The organism is Alloscardovia omnicolens DSM 21503, assembly GCF_000420505.1.
Taxonomy (GTDB): domain Bacteria; phylum Actinomycetota; class Actinomycetes; order Actinomycetales; family Bifidobacteriaceae; genus Alloscardovia; species Alloscardovia omnicolens.
The window spans coordinates 1-20,033 of the sequence record NZ_ATVB01000005.1; the positions used below are offsets into that span (position 1 = coordinate 1).

The window sequence follows — 20,033 nt, forward strand, 5'->3', positions numbered from 1 at the left end:
TATCGACCATGTGTCGTATCGAGTCCGCTATGATCGCGTGGACGCGTATGGACGAGTCACTCTTCGATATAAAGGACGAATACTGCATTTAGGGTTGAGTAAAAAACGTAAGAATTGTCCCGTTATTCTCCTGATTCATGGCAACCATGTCATCGCGCTGGATAGACAGATTCACCAAATCATTGGATATTTCGAACTAGACGAAACAAAAAACTATCAAAAACTCCTACCAGCAACCACCATCACAGACAAAAACGGAACGATATCTTGACACATACCAACGCAAAAACAAAACAAAATGTGCCAAAACACCGGAACGATGTCTTGACACATGACAAGTGGGCCTGAAGGGATTCGAACCCTCGACCTTCTGTACCGGAAACAGATGCTCTCATCCGCTGAGCTACAGACCCATCGCATCTTAGTGTAGCAAGCACCCTGTAAACCACATGCAAACTACATACAACACATGCAAACCTCATGTGATTCGCAGCACCCCACTGCACATACCCCACCACATACACCCACACCACACAGCATTCCCTGCCCCTACAGCGCTTAAGCTACACTAAAAGTAACAAAGGAGGCTCGATGTTAGGTAACCCGATTGATCATTTTGAATATGAACGCCGCTTTTACTGCACTAGCATTCCTGATCATCTTCTTGCAGACGAAAAACCTACTCTTATTGTGCAAAGCTATTTCGTTCATGAAGATAACTACGCATTACGCATTCGTTTGCAGGCTAAAAACGTCCGCATCGATTTAGACGACAACACCGACCCTATGGCTGTTTTAGGTCGTTACCGCGATAGTTTCACCACAGCTTTCCTCACCGCTAAAGGCCCTTCTGTTGGAGGCACTCGTTACGAAGCAGAGAGCATCCTTGATCCCGATATTGCTGCCGAGCTGGTTTTCCGCGGCGGTAAAGCTATTATTAAAAACCGCTACAGCGTATGGCTGGGAGAAGATGGTTGGAACCTCGATGTTTTTGGAGCAGATAATCATCCGCTTATTATTGCTGAAGTTGAGCGTCACAACCCAGTAACAAACCTTGTTATTCCGCGCTTCTGCACAACGGAGATTACTGATCAGGCTCGTTTTTCTAATGATGGATTAGCAAGCCGACCGTTTAGCATGTGGGCGCAGGATTATCAGGAAGAATTCGATAAGATTGGTCCGCTGTTTTTAGATAGTTTCGGACCGAACCGCACGGAAGACGATTTACAGTAAAAATACATAAAAGTGGGGCATCACACTCGATGCCCCACTTCTTTAATACATAACTGTCATAAGCTTTTGACGCGCTGCTTTTACGCGCGGATCTGCTGCATCAGGAATAGCGAAGTACTCTACGAGACGTTCACGCACAGCAGGCATATCGTCGCGATGCGTAGGAATAAAATCAAGCAGACGATTAAAGGCATCATCTATATGTCCGCCAATCATATCAATATCTGCTACATCTAACTGAGCATTCACGCCGTCTGGGTTTTGAGCAGCCTTATCGCGCAGTACTCGCACATCCGAGCTACCGTTTCGTGCCAAAAGGAGGCACTTGGCTCGCTCGCGGGCAGCAAGCGCATCGTGAGGATCACGCTCAACGAGGACTCCATACGCTGCAGCAGCCTGCTCGTACCGTCCAGCAAGCGCTAAATTATGCGCATTTTCATGCTCAGGAGGAATACTTGGCTCAGCCTGCTCCCCAGCACCAGCTTCAGCATCGGAAGAAACCTCACCCACAAAAGGCGCAGAGCCGGTAACTCCGGACTGTTGAGCCATCGCAATAATCTGCGGGAAGAGAGTTTCCTCTAACTGTTGAAGCTCTGTTTCAGTTGGCATCCCCTGCATCAGAGGAATTGGACGTCCTGCTACTAAACCATATAAAGCAGGAACGCCTTGCACACGCAAAGCCTGAACAATCTGAGGATTAGATGCGCCATCAATACGCGCCAACTGAAGTTGACCATTGAGCGCAGTCACCATATTTCCCAAAGCGCGTGCAACGTCAAAGAAGCGCTCATCGTCTTGCATCCATACGAGCAGAATAATTGGGAAAGTAGAAGACGAATTAATCATCGCCTCAAAACTCGATTCGGTCACATCAATAACGTAACCGCCTGGAGCTGGAGCTCCTCCTTGCTCACCCATAGCCGCATCTGCTTTATGCTTCAAAGACGATAAATCAACTGCTCCAGCCAAAGAAAAACCTGGACGATATTCTTTCTGAGCCATCATACTCCTACTTAGCTTGAACGGATACTGGCTGGCGTTCTGCCCCCACAGCGCGCAACTGAGCATCGGAAGCTCCTGCAGCAGGAATGTAGAGAGCTACTTCATTCACATACGTTACTTCTAAAGTACCTGTTGCTTCAGCATCGCCAAACAGAGCGGTTTCTCCTTCAGAAGCAGGCATAGATTTACGGTTTCCGCCGGCTGTACGCGTCCATACGGACTTAATCTCGCCCACAATCAAAGCACCGCCATCGGCAGTACGCAATACCTTAATATCTTTCGTTTCAGCAGTATATTTCTGAGACTGCGAGCCTTCGTTCTGCTCGATAGCTTTCTGCACGCTTTCCGTAAGCGTTGTTACCTGCTGGCGGAAGGCATCGTCGGCAAAATTCTTGGCGTATTCACTCGAAGAACCCTTTTCCAGAACATCTGCATATTCGCGAAGAGCTGCTTCAGGAGTTTTAACGAGACCTTCAGTTTTCGCGTCTCCCTGCTCGCTACCAATAGTGGCAACATTGAACTTTGGCATCTGCACGCCTGAGAAGAGACGTACCAAACCCCAAATCTTGTAATTACTTGTTGCACTATCTTGATTCATCACGAGCAAACGTTGGGACTGCTGCTGGTCAGTAACAGTAGTAATTGCATACAAAGTGCGCGACCAGCTTGCCGATGTGCTCACAACTGACTGGCTGAGGGAATCTGGGATAGTCGCAGAAGAATCGAGCTTATTGTTCTTCTGAGCAATAGTGAGCTGACTGGTACGTACTTGTAATGCTGGACCCTCCATCCGCGCCTTTAAGGAATTTACGTCACGGTCGGAGTCCGCCTTAGAAATAGTCTTAATAATTTCTTGACGAATACGATTTTCCTGATCAGTTGTTACTACAGGGGAATCAGATGGATCTTCAGATGCCTTTGGACTTGGAGTACATGCTGCCAACGAAGCAATGGTAAGCATGCCGAGAACGAAAGCAGAAGCGCGTTTCATGGTTTGACGAATTTTCATGTTTTACTCCTCATCACCTTGATCTGTAGCGCTCTGACCAGATAGACCAGATGGATCAGTTGAACCAGTCGTGCTGCCTGAAGACGCTTCAGTAGCCGCGTCACCAGATTGAGAACGATCTTCTATAGCCAAACGAGCAAAGTATTCTAAGAGCTCTTCACCAGACAAATTGGTTTGAGTATCTTCGCCTACGGCAGATGCTGCAGGACGGTTAATAACCGCTGGGGACCATGCAGTATCATTTGCTCCAGCACCGGTAGAAGCAACGAGATTGACGGAACTTGGATCAACAATAATTGGTTTGTTCGTCTGCTCGTTTTCTGCTGAGACAGATGGCTCTGACGAGGCTCTGTTTTGATCCGTGCTTTGATTTTTCTTTGATTCGAATAGCTTGCCAAATACACCTTGCTTACGTGTGCGGTGCGTAATACCGGAGGTGCTCTTCTTCTGATACGGCACGTATGGCGTATCTATACCAGGTACGCCCTCTTGTGCAGCACCAGTCTGACCAGCTGCGGCAGCTGCTGCAGCCGCTTCTTCACGTGCTTTCTTGCGACGCTGAGAACCGAATGGATCGTCGCCAGCCAACCAAGTGAAGCTCAAAATAGCGAGCACTGCCAGCACAGCTGAAGCACTAAACCATGGAGCTGATGTATTAGGAAGCGTGCTGCGCATCCATTGCAAACGTATAGAAGAAATAGAACTTGGAGAATACATAACAACACGCTGATTGCCCTGCGCTCCTGTTAGGCGCAAAGTTGCTGTACGCTCTGCGCAGTTTACCTGACTCCACAAGTCGGATTCACCCATATCAACTGCATCTTTAGCTGCTTGACCGCTTTTAGCAACAGTTTGAGTGCTCAGCTGAGACCAAGACTTTAAACCAGACACCACTGTGTATGCAACGCCTTGAGCTTTCATCCATGCATCTACATCTGTGGATCGACCTACTGCAACGCACACAGTACGCTTATCGGCATTCTCATCACCTGTTACAGCTTTTGCACGCTGAGCAGCAGTTTCTTTAATAGTGGCGGTAATCAACACTTCATCGTCCACCATATTAGCTACGCCAGGATTAGTTACCACATATGTAGACGAGGTAGTAGCCGTTGCTGCCGACACTTTACTTGGCTTGAATATAGTGAGGTTCAGCACTGCCATTACACATGCAGCCACAGCTAACACAATACACAGAGGAGCAATAAATACACGCATCACTTTTTTACGTGTCCACGAATTTTTCATGCAAAGCTCCTTTTACAAGTCAGTATGAGTTATTCTGCACGTACCAACCGCATATGTGCACGGCTTTCTGTAACAGTTTAAGTCTATTTCTCCAGTCATAACCTACCCATTTTACATGGACAGCGTAGAAATATCTATTTTGACGTGCCCATTCATTAAAGTTGACGTATGCATATACATAAATTATCTCTTATTCGACGCATCGTCGCAGTTGTCTCGACTCTCTTGTTTGTAGGCTCTGTAGCTGCTTGCGGTTCCAGTTCCTCTAGCTCATCCAGCAATACAGGCTTCACGGAAATGACAGGTGTTACCGCTAAAGGCAAGCTGGGAGAAAAGCCAACGATTTCTTTTAAAACGCCTTTTAAGGTAGTAAACAATTCGTATCAGATTGTGCAAAAAGGCGACGGAGACGCTCTGAAAGATGGTCAAAAACTGTGCGTGCAGCAGATTATTTTTGATCCTAAAACCGGCAAAGAAGTGCAGTCTACATGGGAAACTGGCCCTGATTGCACTGCTACCCTCTCCTCCGCTAATATGCAGCCAAACTTCTACAAGCTGTTTAAATCTTTAAAGGTTAATTCCACGGTTGTTATGGGCATTACCTCCCAAAGCTCCTCAAGCACAACAAGCTCGTCTAGCTCTAGTAAGTCAAAAGTAACCGCTTATTTGATGGCTTTAACTATTGCAAGTGCTAAGACTATTCCATCTCGCGCAGAAGGTACGAAGGTAGAAAATATTGATCCTTCCTTACCAAAGATTACTTTGGCTAAGAATGGTGCTCCAAGCATTAATGCTTCTGATTTGAAGAACTATAAGTCAGATGGTCAGCTCAAAGTGCAGACCTTGATTGAAGGTACGGGTGCTACCGTAACAGAAAAGAGCACGGTTACTGCGCAGTATACTGGTTGGGTTCTGGGCGGCGACGCTAAGAAACCTTTTGATAGTTCATGGACGCGCGGTTCCTCTGCTACTTTTAACTTACAGCAGGTTGTGAAGGGATGGACGCAGGGATTAGCTGGACAGAAGGTTGGTTCCCAAGTTCTGCTGATTATTCCTCCTGATTTGGGTTATGGCTCTACTGCTCAGAAAAATATTCCTGCAAATTCCACTTTGGTCTTTGTTGTTGATATTTTAGACGCTCAGTAAAACAGTAAAATAAAAGGCTCGGATACAGTATCCGAGCCTTTTTCTATATCTAAAACTTAAGCGTTAATAGTCTGTGCTACCTTCTTGAGCAAATCTGGACGGTAACCGCTCCACGTTTCTTCACCTGCAACCACGACAGGTGCTTGCATGAAACCCTGAGCCTTGAACTTTTCTAAAGCATCTGCATCCTGCTCAAGGTTAATCTCTGTATACTCAACGCCCAACTTAGCAAGTTGACGCTTTGTAGCGTTGCACTGAACGCAGTGAGACTTGGAGTAAACAGTAACCACGATGAACCTTCTTTTAGCTTTCTTAAAACAACTGACTACTAAGAATACTGTTTTCCCTCAATTATGGCAAACCACTAGACACGCCAAACATTTCAAGGCAACACCCCTAGATATGGTGCTTTTGTGGTTTTATTCACACATAATCTTCGAATCTTAAAACAGCATTAACTCCTCTGATTCCGAGCCTTTCATGTCATCATAATCTAAAATCAAACATTCGAAACCGCGGTCTTGCGCCAAAGTTCGTGCCTGCGGAGTAATAGTCTGCGCAGCAAAAATCCCTCGAACTGGTGTCAGCAAAGGATCTCTATTGAGTAACTCACAGTATCTCGTCAACTGTTCAACGCCATCAATCCCACCGTGACGTTTAATTTCAATCGCAACATGTTCTCCCTCACCATCAATCGCCATAATATCTACAGAACCAATGGCTGTTGGATACTCACGACGCACTAAACGCATACCTTCTCCAGCGCGCTCAATCTGCTCGGCAAGATACTTTTGTAAATGCGCTTCAACGCCGTCTTTATCGAGACCGGGGTCTTCTCCTAACTCAAACTCTGTATCAGATAGTACCTCCCACAAAGCAATGCGTAAAACATCATTACTCTTCTCAGCAGATATCTGAATATAGGAAGGAACATTTTCGTATCCCATATCTTCAGATATGCGCTCATAGCGCGGATTATATGCATCAATCTCGCGCAATGTACATGGAGCTGCCATCCAGTTCAGCGGTTTATACGAGCCTAACTCAGAAAAAATTAAGCATGATTGGTCGGACTTAATCATAATGACGCGCTTAGCTCGAGGAAGAGACGCATTTAAGCGCCCGGAATACAGAGCAGAACAGTCAGCCACAATAATTCTCATGCGCTCTAGCGTAAAGCACAGCGCCAACAAAATACGAGGGCAACGCTTTATGGGTCTTTATGATGCCTTATATAACTTGTACGGCTGTATGGATGTGTGACTGTCTGTACAGCAGTTATGGTTTATATGACATGCTTATAGTTTGCAATGTTGTATCTTTAACGCTCGGCACGTAGCGTAAAACTTACAACCGTGAGAGCGCTTTGAAAGCGAGAGTAGCGCAGGTTTTCTGTGCTAGGTTTTACGTCTCCTCTCACGTGTAAAGGATAAAGCTGGAAAAGGGAGCAAAACTAAGCTGATTTTCCTGTTAAGTTTTACGCCTATGCTCAGATGTAAAGACCACCACAAATGTGAACGTTCATGTGATCTCTTTTCTGTGTTTTGCTTCATGCACGAATACAAGTGTGAAAGATAAAATGAAAATGGCTTCACAATCAAGGAAAATCACCGAAGCCATTGCGAATTCTTCGGATTTAGCAGGGGTTTGTAGGTTTTGTAGGTGTGTGAAAGTTGTGAGCGTGGTGCACTGACAACTTCTACGTCCACTTTTTACAGTGTTGAAATCCTCGTTGGGAGGGTGTCAGGAATTTTGTGTAAGTGGCTGGTTGCCCTATGGTGATTTTATTGTTTGTTTTCAAGAATCGTTGCAGTGGCGTGACCTTGCGATGTGGCCGATTCCTTGGGATTGTTCTTCTTTGTTTTAGTGCTGGTTGGTTGACCATGCTTGCTGTGAGTGTTCTGCCTGTTATGAGACAGGAAGCGTTCGACCCGTCTTAAACTACACTATAAAAATGAGGGATAATAGGCCTAAATCGTGTGATGAGACAGGATGCGTTCAACGTGTCTTGTCTCACCATATGCCGATTGGCAAAACTGAGAAGGAGACGCACAATCGTCACCCGTCATCACCGCGACATAATCAAGCTCTCGTGTCGCCAATAAAACCACATACACAAAACCTGACACCCTCCTCGTTGGTGCGTGAAACATGGAACGCTATACCACAGCACGTTTCACAAACCACTCGCCCACTCGCTCTTATCTGTCGGAATAATCCGAAGAATAAAACCCAACCAATCAATAAAAACTCGCACAGCCGAGAATAAGAGAATTCGAAAATACGAAATTCACATAATATCAGCTGCGCGAGTTCAACAAAGTTCAAAGTCCGTGCACTACAAACTGCCGAACCTATCAAGCTCTAGAAAATATCGTCAACACCCACGGTCAGAGTATTTTCCTCGAAAGACAGGAAGCCTGCCCTTACGTTGAAAGTCTCCTTATCCTGAGCATCCGTGGTAACCGTAACGACGCCTTCTCCCACCAAAGCAAGCACAGGCTCATGGTCTGGCAAAATACCCATGTAGCCTTCCATAGTTGGAACGACTACAGAGGTAGCAGTGCCACTCCATAATGGCTTGTCTTCGGCGATAATATGCACGTCCATAGTGCGCTCAGCACGAGCGCCACCAGATGCAGCCATTACGCCAATTCCTTCTGCATGTCGTGCCACTTAGCTTCGAGGTCATCAATACCACCGATGCCAGTAAAGGCCTGCTCAGGAATATGGTCATACATACCGTCGCAAATGCGCTTAAAGGCTTCAACGGTCTCATCAGCAGATACGTAGGAACCTGGACGACCGGTAAACTTTTCTGCCACGTAGAAGTTCTGACCGAGGAACTGTTCGATACGACGAGCGCGCGCTACGGTGGTCTTATCTTCTTCGGACAGTTCATCGATACCAATCAAAGCGATAATATCCTGAAGTTCCTTGTTACGCTGCAAAATAGCCTTCACGCGGTTTGCAGTTTCATAATGAGCCTGGCCTACGTAGCGAGGATCCAAAATACGCGAGGTGGAGCTCAATGGATCCACAGCTGGGTAAATACCCTTAGCTGCGATGTCACGAGCAAGCTCGGTTGTTGCATCCAAGTGTGCGAAGGTGGTTGCAGGAGCTGGATCAGTGTAATCATCTGCTGGCACGTAAATTGCCTGCAACGAGGTAATAGAGTGACCGCGGGTCGATGTAATACGTTCCTGCAAAGCACCCATTTCGTCAGCCAAGTTTGGCTGGTAACCTACTGCAGAAGGCATACGACCGAGCAGAGTGGACACCTCAGAACCTGCCTGAGTAAAGCGGAAGATGTTGTCGATAAAGAGCAACACGTCCTGGTTCTGTACGTCGCGGAAGTACTCAGCCATGGTCAAAGCAGTTAACGGCACGCGCAAACGGGTACCTGGCTGCTCATCCATCTGACCGAACACAAGCGCGGTCTTTTCGAGAACGCCTGCTTCTTCCATCTCGCCGATCAAATCGTTACCCTCACGGGTACGTTCACCAACACCAGCGAATACAGACACACCGCCGTGGTTCTGGGCAACGCGCTGAATCATTTCCTGAATCAGAACGGTCTTACCCACACCAGCACCACCGAACAGACCAATCTTTCCACCCTGTACATAAGGGGTGAGCAAATCGATAACCTTAATACCGGTTTCGAACATTTCGGTCTTGGATTCGAGCTGATCGAAGGCTGGAGCGCTGCGGTGAATCGACCAGCGTTCCTTCACCTCGATCTTCTCATCTGGCTTAGCGTTCAAAATATTGCCGGATACGTCGAATACGTGTCCCTTGGTTACATCGCCAACTGGCACCTCGATAGGGCCGCCAGTATCGGTAACAAGAGAGCCACGCACCAGACCATCGGTTGGCTTCAAAGCCACAGCGCGCACGATGGAGTCACCTAAATGCTGTTCGACCTCCAAAGTAATGGTTGTGGCGCTGGAGCCTTCTTCGCCCTGTACGCCGTCGATAGTAACGGTTAGAGCGTTGTAAATCTCTGGCAAGCGTCCAAATGGGAACTCAATATCGATAACTGAGCCCTGGACTCGAATAATACGGCCTTGTGCAGGGGCATTATTTTCAGTTTCTGCCATGTGCGGCCTCCTATTCTTCCTCGTTGTTCAGTGCATCAGCACTGCCGATAATTTCGGTAAGTTCTTGGGTAATCGAAGCCTGACGAGACGCGTTAAGCTTGCGCGTTAACTCCTCTACGAGGTTTCGAGCGTTATCCGTAGCAGTGTGCATAGCATTTTGCCTACAAGCTGTTTCAGATGCTGCTGCCGTAAGTAGACATTCATGGATACGTGACTGCAAGTACTTCGGCAAGATATGATCGAGTACCTCTTCCGCGCTTGGCTCGAAAGAGTACAGCGGGTACGAGCTATGACCGAAGGTCGTTACTGAGTTCGACGACATCTTCTGTTTATCGGCCACACCCTCATAGCTATCGTCTACCAGCTCCACTTCTACCGGAAGCATGCGAATAATACGCACCTTCTGGGTAACCATGTTAATGAATTCAGTGAAAACGATATAGAACTCGTTTACGCCGCCTTCACGCGCTGGCTTCATATATGCCTTGTACAGTTCATCACTGATTTTTTCTGCAATATCTACCCCAGGAGCGTCAGTATGACCTTCCCACGTAGCTGCTACGTCACGACCGCGGTACTTGTAGTACGAGACACCGCGGCGACCGTAAACGAACAGTTCGGGCTTTTTACCGTCTTCATCCAGACGGTTAAGCAAGGCTTCTGTTTCGCGGATAATGGAGGAGGTATATGCTCCAGCCATACCGCGATCAGAAGTGAGAGCAAGTACTGCTACTCGATTATTTTCTTCTGATTTGCCCAAGATTGGGTGCTTGAGCACTGTATGAGAAGCCATTGCCTTCACAGCATGGAAGATCGCATCTGAATATGGCTTCGCAGCCAAGGCTACGTCACGAGCCTTGGCAATGCGCGAAGACGCAATCATCTCCTGAGCGTTGAAAATCTTCTCCAACGACTCAGTGGATGCTATGCGTGATTTAAATGCGAGCTGGGAAGCCATTACTTATCTGAGTCCTTTGCCTTGTCCTTAGCCTTGCGTGCAACAAGCTTTTCCTGTTCCACTTCAGCTGGTACGAAACCAGGAGCAGCAGTGTGGTCGATAAGCGGAGTGCCGTCTGCCTTCACGTAGGTATCGCGATATGCATCAACTGCAGCAGCAAGCTTCTCTTCTGTTTCAGAAGTGAAGTCGCCTGTTTCGCGAATAACATCGAGAATATCGGTGTTATGAGCTACGTAATCGAGCAATCCCTTTTCGAATGGAAGCACATCGGCAAGCTCAAGATCATCAAGCTTTCCGTGAATACCTGTCCACACAGATACCACTTCTTCCTCAGAAGAGTATGGCGTGTACTGAGGCTGCTTGAGCAACTCGGTTAAGCGAGCACCACGGGTGAGCTGAGCCTTAGATGCTGCATCCAAATCGGAAGCGAACATAGCGAAGGATTCCAAGGAACGGTACTGAGCCAAAGAAATCTTTAACGTACCAGAAACCTTCTTCAAAGCCTTAGTCTGAGCGGCACCACCTACACGAGACACGGAAATACCTACGTCTACTGCAGGGCGCTGGTTAGCGTTAAACAAATCGGACTGCAAGAAGATCTGACCATCGGTAATCGAAATTACGTTGGTTGGAATGTATGCAGACACGTCGTTTGCCTTGGTTTCGATAATTGGAAGACCGGTCATGGAGCCGCCACCCAAATCGTCGGATACCTTAGCACAACGTTCCAGCAAGCGAGAGTGCAAGTAGAACACATCACCAGGGTATGCTTCACGCCCTGGTGGACGACGCAGCAGCAAGGAGATGGAGCGGTATGCTTCTGCCTGCTTGCTCAAATCATCGAAAACAATGAGCACGTGTTTGCCGTTATACATCCAGTGCTGGCCAATTGCAGAACCCGTATATGGTGCGATGTACTTAAAGCCTGCGGAATCGGATGCAGGAGATGCCACGATGGTAGTGTACTCCATAGCACCAGCATCTTCCAAAGCACTGCGCACGGAAGCAATGGTGGAACCCTTCTGACCGATAGCTACGTAAATGCAGCGTACCTGCTTCTTAGGATCTCCAGACTCCCAGTTGGACTTCTGGTTAATAATAGTGTCGATTGCGATTGCCGTCTTACCGGTCTGGCGGTCACCAATAATCAGCTGACGCTGACCGCGGCCAATTGGCGTCATTGCGTCAATAGCCTTAATACCGGTTGCCATTGGTTCGTCAACTGGATGACGATGCATAACGTCTGGAGCCTGAGCTTCCAGAATACGGCGTCCTTCGCTAGCGATGTCGCCAAGGCCATCGATTGGGCGACCCAATGGATCGACAACGCGCCCCAAGTAGCCGTCGCCTACTGGAACGGACAGAACTTCGCCGGTACGACGAACTTCCTGGCCTTCTTCGATACCTTCGAAATCACCAAGGACTACCACACCGATTTCGCGTGGATCCAAGTTAAAAGCCAAACCCAAAGTGCCATCGGCAAATGTTAACAATTCATTTGCCATGCAGCCTGGAAGGCCTTCCACGTGGGCGATACCATCGCCTGCCGTCTTAACATATCCAACTTCTTGAGTTGGAGCATTGGACGGAGTGTAGGAATCCACGAATTCGTCTAATGCCTGACGAATCGAGGCGGGATCAATGGTCAAACCTGCCATTTTCACTCCTTATTTGTGTTCTTATTCGCGCGCGCTGAGGTTCTGTCGAACTAACCGAGCGTGCGCTGCAAAGCCTTTAATTGTGCTGCTACAGTCGTATCTGTTACGCGCGCTCCGTGCTGAATACGCATACCTCCCATAACGCGAGGATTGACAACGGAATCAATAAATACCGATGTTCCCAGCTTCTTAGAGTATGCGCTGTCTATACGCGAACGCTGTTCTTCGGTGAGCGGCACGGCAGTAATCACTGTTACTACGCGGTCGCCTTCATGGTCCGAAATACGTTCGGTGAGCCAGTTGAGCGCGGAGAGGAAGCGACGACGACGAGGCTGATGCGCCACGTGGTCAATCAAAAACTTCGTTAACGGATGCAGTTCGTCTGTGCGCACTACAGCGTTAAGCAGTCGAGCACGAGCATCCCACGATGCGCGTGTATCGGACAAGCCAGACAGAACTTCTGGTAGATTGAGCAATGCCGAGTGAACGCGAGACAGTTCTGCAGACACCTGCGAGGTAACGCCCTGCGCATCTGCTGCATAAAATACAGCCTCGACTGCAATATCTTCTAAAGAGTTCACTAAATGCATTGTCTTACTCCAGCGCTTACGCACCAGAGAGCATAAAATCTGCTCAGACAGGTCGTCTACGCGGCCGCCGAAAATCGTGTGCACAAGAGCCACACGCTCGTCGGTTGCGCGACCTGGGTCTGTCAGTTCTCGCTGCAAACGAGTATTGTCATCGAGCACAGCAGTAATATCCAAGAGTTGACGTGCTATGTCTAAAGCATGCTCATCTTGCTCCTGGAGGCGGCCAGCCCACGCTTCGCGGGTTAGTCGCGCAGATGCTAATGATGCTTCACCATGCATATGTCACCTCCTTAATGCTCAAGCTCGTTAATAGCGTCGTCAATCATGGACGATTGCACATCGCTACTGGTTAACTTGCTGCCCAAAATCTTGCCAGCAAGAGCTGTAGCAATTGCTCCAACTTCGCCCTTTAAGCTCACCAATGCCTGAGAACGCTGCACTTCAATAGCTTTTTGTGCAGAAGCAGTTACCTGATCTGCTTCTTTTTGAGCGGTCTTCTTGGCGTCTGCAATAATGCGCGTAGCTTCTGTGCGCGCGTCATCGCGGATCTTGGAGGCTTCTGTACGAGCGTTTCGGAGCTGATCTTCGTACTGCTTTTTCTTTTCTTCTGCTTCTGCCTCTGCTTGAGCAGCTCGTTCGAAGCCGCCCTCGATTTTATTGGCACGTTCATCAAAAATTTGATTGAACTTAGGCATAAAGAAGAAATAGAAGAAAGCTGCGAGGATGACGAGGATAACAGCTGACCAGAAAAGGTCGTAGCTTTCCGGCAAGAACAGAGCGATTCCGTTTGCTTCTTCTGCTAAGAGCATGTTTCCTCCTTTCCTTTCACGTTGTTTCGGTACAGTTTAGCGAGCCATCATGAATGCTACGAAGCCGAGCAAAGCCAAAACTTCGATAATTGCCAAACCGATGTACATGATCACGTTAAGCTTGCCGGATGCTTCTGGCTGACGAGCAGTAGATTCCAGAGCCTTACCGAACATGATGCCCAAACCGATACCAGGGCCCAGAGCTGCCAAGCCGTAGCCGAGAACAGAGAGGTTACCTGCAACCGCTGCGAGAGTTACGAGATCCATGATTATCCTTTCGTTTAATGTCTGTATGCGTTTGTTACCAAGCGCCTACAAAGTCTATTTTTATTCTTCCCCGAGGCTTTGATTAATGTATACGCAGGAAAGAATGCAGAAGATAAACGCCTGCAAAGCTGCGACGAATATCTCGAAAGCTGTTAAAGCGAAACCGCCAACAAACCAGATAACGCCTACGCCCTTCATTGCAGCCTGCTGGGCTTCAATGATGTAGAAGTTCGACATTGCCAATGTAATAGCCACCAACAAGTGACCAGAAATCATGTTAGCGAAAAGTCGAAGAGTTAAAGAGAATGGTCGAATAATAACAATCTCAAGCAACTGAATAGGCGTGAGCAGAACATAGACAGGCCATGGCACGCCAGCTGGGAACAGTTCTTCCTTAAGGAAGCCTCCCAAACCATGAGAGCTAATGCCAGCAGCCCAATACTGGATTGCGGTCCACAGTGCGAAAACTAAAGGCATAGCAATAGTTGCTGTGGCTGCAATATTTGCGCCTGGAATAATACCGCACAAGTTGAAAACCAAGATGGTTAAGAACATGGTGGTGATCATTGGCACGTACTTCTTGCCGCGCAGTTCGCCAATAATGGCGTACACAATATTATTGCGCACAAACTCAAGCAAGAATTCCACAGCTCCCTGCCAGCGTCCAGGAACAACCTTTGCGCGAGCAGCGGTTAAACCTAAGACCAGCAAGATAAGAGCTGTTGCTACAACGCGCACCAAAATAATGCGGTTCATAGCAAAAGGAGTACCTTGGAAAAGAATGACTGGAGGTAAGAAATCTTTAAGTGACGGAAGTTCCGGCCCGCGTTCGGCTAGAACTCGAGCGGAAAACGCAGCAGCGTTTAATAAACCGTTCATCTTTCGTCTCCTTAGTGCATAGTCTTATGCAAACCCAACTAAGCTTACTCCACTTCATGACATTAGTTCTGTAATATTTACACTATGTGAACAGTGTCATCCCTGAGTGCGGACAGCGTCGCGAACTCCATAGGTAGTGCCCTTAAACGGGGCAAAGTTGTCTTCGCGAGGAACGCCTGGTTCGTGCTTAATATTGCGATCGGTACCGAGCTTTCCTTCGACCTTAAGCCCTGGAATTTCAGTCAAATCGTATGGTGTGGTCTGGTATACCCAGTTGAGCCAGTTACGCCACAGTAAGTTCGCGTGCGCACGCCAAGAGAAGAGCGGCGATAGCGTTGGGTCATTATGTGGATAATAATTCTCAGGAAATGGAACATTATCCAAACCACGCTTCATATCGCGCTCATATTCGCCAGCCAAGGTATCGCGCACATACTCCCAGTGACCCAAGATAAAGACTTCCGAGAAATCGCGTGTGGCGATCAAACCCGAGCCAGCGCGTTCTCCGCGCGTAAGCACCTGCAAAGCGGGATGCGCGGCAATCATATCTTCGTCCATACTTGCTACGCGCGAATGAGGTTGCAAGCAAATCTCGTCGAAACCGTTCGTTAAGAAGTTGTACTCGTCTTGTAGCCACTGCTCAAAAACGCCAAAAATCTTACTGGACTCAATGTGCTTTTCGATGCCGTAGCGGTAGTAGAGGCCGGCCATCGCTCCCCAGCACAGATAAACAGTGGAGAAAACGTGGGTTTGTGCCCAATCGATAATGTCTTTGAGCTCGTCCCAGTAGTCAACCTGTTCGAACTCGAAGTGCTCAACCGGGGCACCCGTAATAACGAAGCCGTCGTAATAGTTGTCTTTGAGGGCGTCGAGGGTCTCGTAGAACTTAATAAGATGATCGGCGCTCGTGTTCTTCGTCTCGTGCGAGCTGACGCGCATAAAGTCGATGTCTAGCTGCAGTGGTGACTTCGACATAAGGCGCAGGATTTGAGTTTCCGTTTCGATCTTCTTGGGCATGAGATTAAGAATGCACATGCGCAGCGGGCGCACCTGCTGCTCCTGTGCATCACGCGCGCTCATCGCGAAAATGCGTTCGGCGTCGAGAATCTCTTTTGCGGGAAGACCTTCCGGGAATTTAATAGGCATACATACCATTATGTAACAGGTGAGGTACGAATGAGGTATTGGCAATTACGTGGTGAGCCATGCAGCATCCCACACTTCATGCCATACTGCATTCTGGGGCGCAAAAACGGCGCTAAATCTGCCGTGCGTTATACACCGTCGCAGCGCCTCATGCGCCACAGCCCTTAGCACACTTAGCCCCCACCCTCACCTCGTGAGATACCTCTTGTATAGTGCCGAGCAACCGTTAAGATAGGTGTTTCAAGTACGCAGAGAAAGAAAACAGAAAGAAAGAACACCACACAAATCCATGAATTCCAAAATTACGCGCGCCCTCGTCGCCGCATTCCCCCTCACCATTCCTATCGGTTTCGCTTGGTTCTTCCTCGGCGTCTCCTACGGTCTACTCATGGAATCGAAAGGTTTTGCCATCTGGTACACCGCGTTTATGGCGGCCTTCATTTTTGCGGGGTCTATGGAATTCATTACCGCCGACCTGTTGCTCGGCGCCTTCAATCCGCTGCTTGCCTTCTTTATGGCGCTTATGGTTAACGCACGTCACCTCTTTTACGGTTTGGCGATGCTGCGCAAATATAGCGGTGTAGGGCCGAAGAAATGGTATCTCGTCTTCGGCATGGCAGACGAAACTTTCGCATTAAATTCCTCCGCTCGTATTCCCGACGGCATCGACCGCGGTTGGTTCTATTTCTGGACGACCGCGCTCAATCAGTTCTATTGGGTGGCCAGCGCGGTTTTCGGCTCACTTATCGGCGCACTTATTCCGTTTAGCACGAAGGGTATCGATTTTATTTTGGTATCCATGTTCGCCGCGATTTTCTTGGAGGAATGGCTCAGCTCGAAAAAGCACTCCTCTGCCGCAGTGGGCGTGCTCGTGTCGCTCGCAAGCCTGCTGATTTTTGGTCCGAACGCTTTCCTTATCCCTGCGATGGTGGGCATTTTAGCTATTTTTACCGTCATGTACTGGAGGCGCAACCGATGACTATGACCGCTCTTCAAGCCGTCCTCATGATTACGGCGGCAGCTGTTGGCACCATGATTACGCGCTTTCTGCCTTTCCTCGCTTTCCCAGAGAGCAAGCCAATTCCGAAGTTCATCACCTATTTAGGTGAGGTTTTGCCTCTGGCTGTTATGGGCATGCTCGTTGTGTATGCGCTGCGCAATACGCCAATCACGACAGGCGCGCACGGCGTTCCTGAGCTCATCTCCCTGGCCGCGCTCGCCCTCGTTCACATCCGTTGGCGAAATCTCCTGGTAAGTATTGCAACGGGAACCGTAGTATATATGGTATTAATCCAAACCATCTTCGCGTAGAAAGGGTCCGCGATGAGCACTTCGTACACCGTTTTATGTCATCCGCGTTGCTCCACCTGCAAGAAAGCTCTCGCCTGGCTCGATGAGCACAATATCGAGTACACGTGGCGAAGCATTATCGAGGAGAACCCAACAACCGATGAGCTCTCCCAATGGACGGCAGAAAGCAATCTCAGCATCCGTCGCTTCTTTAACACCTCGGGTATGGCCTATCGTTCTGCTCATGTTAAGGATCAGCTCGACGATTGGGAGAAGAACCTCTCGGCCGAGCAGGTGCGCGCGCAGGCTGTAGAACTGCTAGCTACCGATGGCATGCTGTGCAAGCGCCCGCTGGTTATCGATGCCGATGGTCATTTTGTTGCGGTGGGTTTTAAGGAGAGCGAGTGGCAAGCAGCGCTTCTGTAGAACGCCCGCGATACCTCGTTATCGATTGGCTGCGCGGTTTAGCAGTTATCTGCATGATTGCCTACCACACCGTTTGGGATTTTGTCACACTATGGGAGACTGATTTTTCTGGTCCTTGGCATCGCACCCTTTTCGAACCGACGGTCACTTGGATTCCGCAATATATCGGCTTTACTTTTATATTTATTGCCGGTATGAGCTTTACGCTCGGTTCGCGTCACCTTGTTAAAGGTCTGCAGCTGATTGCCTGGAGCACTGTTATTAGCCTGATTACATGGTTCGCTATTCCCGAAGACCCGGTTCGCTTCGGCGTTCTGAACATGCTAGGCTGTGGCATGATTGTTTTGTGGGCACTCGACCGCGTTCTGCCAGAACGTGCAAGCACGCTCGGTTTCGTTGTTTCTCTGGCGCTCTACGCGTTCTTCTTTGACGCTCAGCGCGGCACTATTTGGGGCATCGATCTGCCCGACGCTTTGTATCGCAACGATGTAACTGCCTTCTTTGGCTTCCCGCCGTCCGATTTTATATCCTCGGACTACTACCCTCTTATTCCTTATGTTTTCGTTATGATTGCCGGCTACTGCACTTTTAACGTTCTTGCTCGTGCGAACCGTTTAGCGATTCTATCCGTAGATTACACGGGCGCTCTTGGCCGCGCACTGCGTTGGATGGGTAGGTATTCGTTGGTTATTTACTTGCTGCATCAGCCTGTTATATTCGGCGCGCTTTATCTCTTAAAGTAAGAGGCCCAGCTCTTACGAGCCAGGCCTTAACGCTACTTCACCGAATTCAACTGCGAATGTCTATAGGAATAGAGGAAGTAAATCGAAATTCCGATAGCTAACCACACGGCGAAGCGAATCCATGTGAGCACGGACAGGTTCACCATAACGATCAAGCAAGCCAGCGCCATAATCAGCGGGAACCATGGATTTCCTGGCACACGGAAAGCGCGGTCGAGGTCCGAACGACGACGACGCATAATCGGCACACCTACGCATACGAGCACAAAAGCGCTCAAAGTGCCAATATTTACCATATCTGCCAGCACAGCAACATCTAAGGTTGACGCAATAATCGCAATACCAAAACCGACCATAAGCTGCAAGCGAACAGGAATACCCTTCGTATTGGTGTGCGATAATCCGCGTGGAAGCAATCCGTCGCGGCTCATCGCAAAAATAACGCGCGTCAAACCGAGCAAAAGCACCATAACAACCGTGGTCAAACCAATAACGATGCCAAAGGAAATAATGGTTGCAGCCCAATTAGCGCCCACCAGTTCAAAAGCAGAGGCCAACGAAGGGCTACCCTGCTTGGCCAAAACCTTGTAGGAGACCATACCCGAGGTAACGATAGCCACAAGAATATAGAGCACAATCACCATTCCCAAACCGAGGGTAATACCGCGAGGAATAGTGCGTTTCGGATCTTCAGCCTCTTCAGAAGCAGTTGCAACCACGTCGAAGCCGAGGAAAGCAAAGAATACTAAAGCAGCACCCGAGAAAATACCGGCGATGCCATACATCGTTACTGGTTGTCCCGTAGCCCACGCAATCAGCGGCTGCTCAAGGTTGGCAGACACAGCACCCGTTCCCATAGACACAGCTGCCTGAGATTCAGGAATAAACGGTACGAGGTTGCTGGACTTAAAGTAAAAGAAGCCGACAATAATAATAAAGAGAACAACGCCCACCTTCAGCACGGTAAGCGCTGCATCGACGCGGCTCGATAATTTCGTGCCGATGAGCAGAAGCACAGTAAAGAACATAACCACAACAATTGGCGCAAAATCAATCGAAAAATGCTCGGAAACTTGCCACGTTGTGTTTATATTTATGCCTATTAAGCGCAGGAAATCGTGCAGATAAACGCCCCAATATTTGGAGACCACCGAACCGGCCATAAGCATCTCAAGGATTAAATCCCAGCCGATAATCCACGCAATAAACTCACCCAAAGTAGTGTAGGTGAAAGTATAAGCAGATCCGGCTGCAGGAACCATGGATGCGAACTCCGCGTAGCACAGCGCAACGCCCGCGCACACAGCGCCGGCAATAATAAAACTAATAATGGCAGACGGCCCAGCATGAAAAGCTATAGTTTGCGCGCCGATAGAGAAAATGCCGGCGCCTACTGCCACTGCAACAGCCATCGTAGCAAGATCCCACACGCCCAGTTCACGCTTCAGTGAGTGACCCTCAGCATGCGTTTGTTCAACGGATGATTCAATTGATTTTTTTCTAAAAATTTTCACAGACAGTAGTTT

The 20,033-nt window shown here is 48.6% G+C and carries 21 protein-coding genes and 1 tRNA gene; 6 read left to right on the plus strand and 16 right to left on the minus strand.

Going from position 1 to position 20,033, the window contains the following annotated elements; genetic code table 11:
- Positions 1–339 precede the first annotated feature (339 nt).
- Positions 340–413: transfer RNA gene (locus tag G464_RS0103065), tRNA-Arg, on the minus strand.
- Between the two features lie 178 nt (positions 414–591).
- Between G464_RS0103065 and G464_RS0103070 the strand changes: the two genes are divergently transcribed.
- Complete coding sequence (locus tag G464_RS0103070; RefSeq protein ID WP_021617792.1) at positions 592–1,233, plus strand: CYTH domain-containing protein; 642 nt, start codon at positions 592–594, stop codon at positions 1,231–1,233.
- A 42-nt stretch (positions 1,234–1,275) separates the two neighbouring features.
- On the opposite strand, the gene G464_RS0103075 is transcribed toward G464_RS0103070, so the two are convergent.
- Genes G464_RS0103075 through G464_RS0103085 form a run of 3 tightly spaced genes read right to left on the minus strand, consistent with a single transcriptional unit; the run spans position 1,276 to position 4,492 of the window.
- On the minus strand, positions 1,276–2,235 hold the full coding sequence (locus G464_RS0103075; RefSeq protein ID WP_022856687.1) for a co-chaperone YbbN: 960 nt from the start codon (positions 2,233–2,235) through the stop codon (positions 1,276–1,278).
- Positions 2,236–2,242: 7 nt separating this feature from the next.
- On the minus strand, positions 2,243–3,244 hold the full coding sequence (locus G464_RS0103080) for a DUF8094 domain-containing protein (RefSeq protein ID WP_022856688.1): 1,002 nt from the start codon (positions 3,242–3,244) through the stop codon (positions 2,243–2,245).
- A 3-nt stretch (positions 3,245–3,247) separates the two neighbouring features.
- Entirely contained in the window at positions 3,248–4,492 is a 1,245-nt protein-coding gene (locus tag G464_RS0103085; protein WP_022856689.1) for a hypothetical protein, read from the minus strand.
- A 168-nt stretch (positions 4,493–4,660) separates the two neighbouring features.
- On the opposite strand from G464_RS0103085, the gene G464_RS0103090 reads away from it, so the two are divergent.
- Positions 4,661–5,638, plus strand: coding sequence for an FKBP-type peptidyl-prolyl cis-trans isomerase (locus G464_RS0103090; protein ID WP_022856690.1), 978 nt, complete (start codon positions 4,661–4,663; stop codon positions 5,636–5,638).
- A gap of 56 nt (positions 5,639–5,694) precedes the next feature.
- Here the strand turns inward: G464_RS0103090 and nrdH are convergent, their stop codons facing one another.
- The 11 genes from nrdH to G464_RS0103150 form a co-directional block, all read right to left on the minus strand.
- Positions 5,695–5,928, minus strand: coding sequence for a glutaredoxin-like protein NrdH (gene nrdH / locus G464_RS0103095; protein ID WP_021617787.1), 234 nt, complete (start codon positions 5,926–5,928; stop codon positions 5,695–5,697).
- Positions 5,929–6,081: 153 nt separating this feature from the next.
- The gene (gene nucS, locus G464_RS0103105) at positions 6,082–6,801 is read right to left on the minus strand and encodes an endonuclease NucS (RefSeq protein ID WP_022856691.1); all 720 of its coding nucleotides are present in this window, start codon (positions 6,799–6,801) and stop codon (positions 6,082–6,084) included.
- 1,201 nt (positions 6,802–8,002) lie between these two features.
- Positions 8,003–8,284 carry a F0F1 ATP synthase subunit epsilon gene (locus G464_RS0103110; protein ID WP_021617784.1) on the minus strand — a complete coding sequence of 94 codons (282 nt, stop codon included), beginning with the start codon at positions 8,282–8,284 and terminating at the stop codon, positions 8,003–8,005.
- Positions 8,284–9,741 carry a F0F1 ATP synthase subunit beta gene (atpD, locus tag G464_RS0103115; RefSeq protein WP_021617783.1) on the minus strand — a complete coding sequence of 486 codons (1,458 nt, stop codon included), beginning with the start codon at positions 9,739–9,741 and terminating at the stop codon, positions 8,284–8,286. The genes G464_RS0103110 and atpD overlap by 1 nt, the downstream gene beginning before the upstream one ends.
- A 10-nt stretch (positions 9,742–9,751) precedes the next feature.
- Positions 9,752–10,699 carry a F0F1 ATP synthase subunit gamma gene (locus G464_RS0103120; protein WP_022856692.1) on the minus strand — a complete coding sequence of 316 codons (948 nt, stop codon included), beginning with the start codon at positions 10,697–10,699 and terminating at the stop codon, positions 9,752–9,754.
- Positions 10,699–12,357: a F0F1 ATP synthase subunit alpha gene (gene atpA, locus G464_RS0103125; protein WP_022856693.1), complete on the minus strand. Its 1,659-nt coding sequence runs from the start codon at positions 12,355–12,357 to the stop codon at positions 10,699–10,701. The genes G464_RS0103120 and atpA overlap by 1 nt, the downstream gene beginning before the upstream one ends.
- Positions 12,358–12,407: 50 nt before the next feature.
- Positions 12,408–13,226 (minus strand): F0F1 ATP synthase subunit delta, encoded by an 819-nt coding sequence (locus G464_RS0103130; protein ID WP_022856694.1) that lies wholly within the window; start codon positions 13,224–13,226, stop codon positions 12,408–12,410.
- Between the two features lie 11 nt (positions 13,227–13,237).
- Complete coding sequence (locus G464_RS0103135; RefSeq protein WP_021617779.1) at positions 13,238–13,756, minus strand: F0F1 ATP synthase subunit B; 519 nt, start codon at positions 13,754–13,756, stop codon at positions 13,238–13,240.
- A 36-nt stretch (positions 13,757–13,792) separates the two neighbouring features.
- Positions 13,793–14,023, minus strand: a complete 231-nt coding sequence (gene atpE, locus G464_RS0103140) for an ATP synthase F0 subunit C (RefSeq protein ID WP_021617778.1) — start codon at positions 14,021–14,023, stop codon at positions 13,793–13,795.
- A gap of 60 nt (positions 14,024–14,083) precedes the next feature.
- Complete coding sequence (atpB, locus tag G464_RS0103145) at positions 14,084–14,902, minus strand: F0F1 ATP synthase subunit A (protein WP_022856695.1); 819 nt, start codon at positions 14,900–14,902, stop codon at positions 14,084–14,086.
- A 96-nt stretch (positions 14,903–14,998) separates the two neighbouring features.
- A complete protein-coding gene (locus G464_RS0103150) occupies positions 14,999–16,048 on the minus strand; it encodes a homoserine O-succinyltransferase (protein ID WP_022856696.1) in 1,050 nt (349 codons plus the stop codon).
- Positions 16,049–16,337: 289 nt separating this feature from the next.
- On the opposite strand from G464_RS0103150, the gene G464_RS08690 reads away from it, so the two are divergent.
- The 4 genes from G464_RS08690 to G464_RS0103170 are packed head-to-tail and all read left to right on the plus strand — an operon-like array spanning position 16,338 to position 18,507.
- On the plus strand, positions 16,338–17,027 hold the full coding sequence (locus tag G464_RS08690) for an AzlC family ABC transporter permease (protein WP_022856697.1): 690 nt from the start codon (positions 16,338–16,340) through the stop codon (positions 17,025–17,027).
- Positions 17,024–17,359: a branched-chain amino acid transporter permease gene (locus G464_RS0103160; RefSeq protein ID WP_021617773.1), complete on the plus strand. Its 336-nt coding sequence runs from the start codon at positions 17,024–17,026 to the stop codon at positions 17,357–17,359. The genes G464_RS08690 and G464_RS0103160 overlap by 4 nt, the downstream gene beginning before the upstream one ends.
- A 12-nt stretch (positions 17,360–17,371) precedes the next feature.
- Complete coding sequence (locus G464_RS0103165; RefSeq protein ID WP_022856698.1) at positions 17,372–17,764, plus strand: arsenate reductase family protein; 393 nt, start codon at positions 17,372–17,374, stop codon at positions 17,762–17,764.
- Positions 17,743–18,507, plus strand: coding sequence for an acetyltransferase domain-containing protein (locus G464_RS0103170; RefSeq protein WP_022856699.1), 765 nt, complete (start codon positions 17,743–17,745; stop codon positions 18,505–18,507). Before G464_RS0103165 ends, G464_RS0103170 begins: the two co-directional genes overlap by 22 nt.
- A gap of 32 nt (positions 18,508–18,539) precedes the next feature.
- Here the strand turns inward: G464_RS0103170 and G464_RS0103175 are convergent, their stop codons facing one another.
- Positions 18,540–20,021, minus strand: coding sequence for an amino acid permease (locus tag G464_RS0103175; RefSeq protein ID WP_022856700.1), 1,482 nt, complete (start codon positions 20,019–20,021; stop codon positions 18,540–18,542).
- Between the last annotated feature and the right edge of the window lie 12 nt (positions 20,022–20,033).

Bases quoted from the DNA above. Each gene is read 5' to 3' on its own strand.
- G464_RS0103135 (WP_021617779.1), bottom strand. From the start codon at position 13,756: ATGCTCTTAGCAGAAGAAGCAAACGGAATCGCTCTGTTCTTGCCGGAA.
- G464_RS0103165 (WP_022856698.1), top strand. From the start codon at position 17,372: ATGAGCACTTCGTACACCGTTTTATGTCATCCGCGTTGCTCCACCTGC.
- G464_RS0103090 (WP_022856690.1), top strand. From the start codon at position 4,661: ATGCATATACATAAATTATCTCTTATTCGACGCATCGTCGCAGTTGTC.
- atpA (WP_022856693.1), bottom strand. From the start codon at position 12,357: ATGGCAGGTTTGACCATTGATCCCGCCTCGATTCGTCAGGCATTAGAC.
- atpE (WP_021617778.1), bottom strand. From the start codon at position 14,023: ATGGATCTCGTAACTCTCGCAGCGGTTGCAGGTAACCTCTCTGTTCTC.
- G464_RS0103160 (WP_021617773.1), top strand. From the start codon at position 17,024: ATGACTATGACCGCTCTTCAAGCCGTCCTCATGATTACGGCGGCAGCT.
- G464_RS0103110 (WP_021617784.1), bottom strand. From the start codon at position 8,284: ATGGCTGCATCTGGTGGCGCTCGTGCTGAGCGCACTATGGACGTGCAT.
- G464_RS0103085 (WP_022856689.1), bottom strand. From the start codon at position 4,492: ATGAAAAATTCGTGGACACGTAAAAAAGTGATGCGTGTATTTATTGCT.
- G464_RS0103070 (WP_021617792.1), top strand. From the start codon at position 592: ATGTTAGGTAACCCGATTGATCATTTTGAATATGAACGCCGCTTTTAC.
- G464_RS0103150 (WP_022856696.1), bottom strand. From the start codon at position 16,048: ATGCCTATTAAATTCCCGGAAGGTCTTCCCGCAAAAGAGATTCTCGAC.
- G464_RS0103075 (WP_022856687.1), bottom strand. From the start codon at position 2,235: ATGGCTCAGAAAGAATATCGTCCAGGTTTTTCTTTGGCTGGAGCAGTT.
- G464_RS08690 (WP_022856697.1), top strand. From the start codon at position 16,338: ATGAATTCCAAAATTACGCGCGCCCTCGTCGCCGCATTCCCCCTCACC.
- G464_RS0103120 (WP_022856692.1), bottom strand. From the start codon at position 10,699: ATGGCTTCCCAGCTCGCATTTAAATCACGCATAGCATCCACTGAGTCG.
- G464_RS0103080 (WP_022856688.1), bottom strand. From the start codon at position 3,244: ATGAAAATTCGTCAAACCATGAAACGCGCTTCTGCTTTCGTTCTCGGC.
- nucS (WP_022856691.1), bottom strand. From the start codon at position 6,801: ATGAGAATTATTGTGGCTGACTGTTCTGCTCTGTATTCCGGGCGCTTA.
- atpD (WP_021617783.1), bottom strand. From the start codon at position 9,741: ATGGCAGAAACTGAAAATAATGCCCCTGCACAAGGCCGTATTATTCGA.
- G464_RS0103130 (WP_022856694.1), bottom strand. From the start codon at position 13,226: ATGCATGGTGAAGCATCATTAGCATCTGCGCGACTAACCCGCGAAGCG.
- atpB (WP_022856695.1), bottom strand. From the start codon at position 14,902: ATGAACGGTTTATTAAACGCTGCTGCGTTTTCCGCTCGAGTTCTAGCC.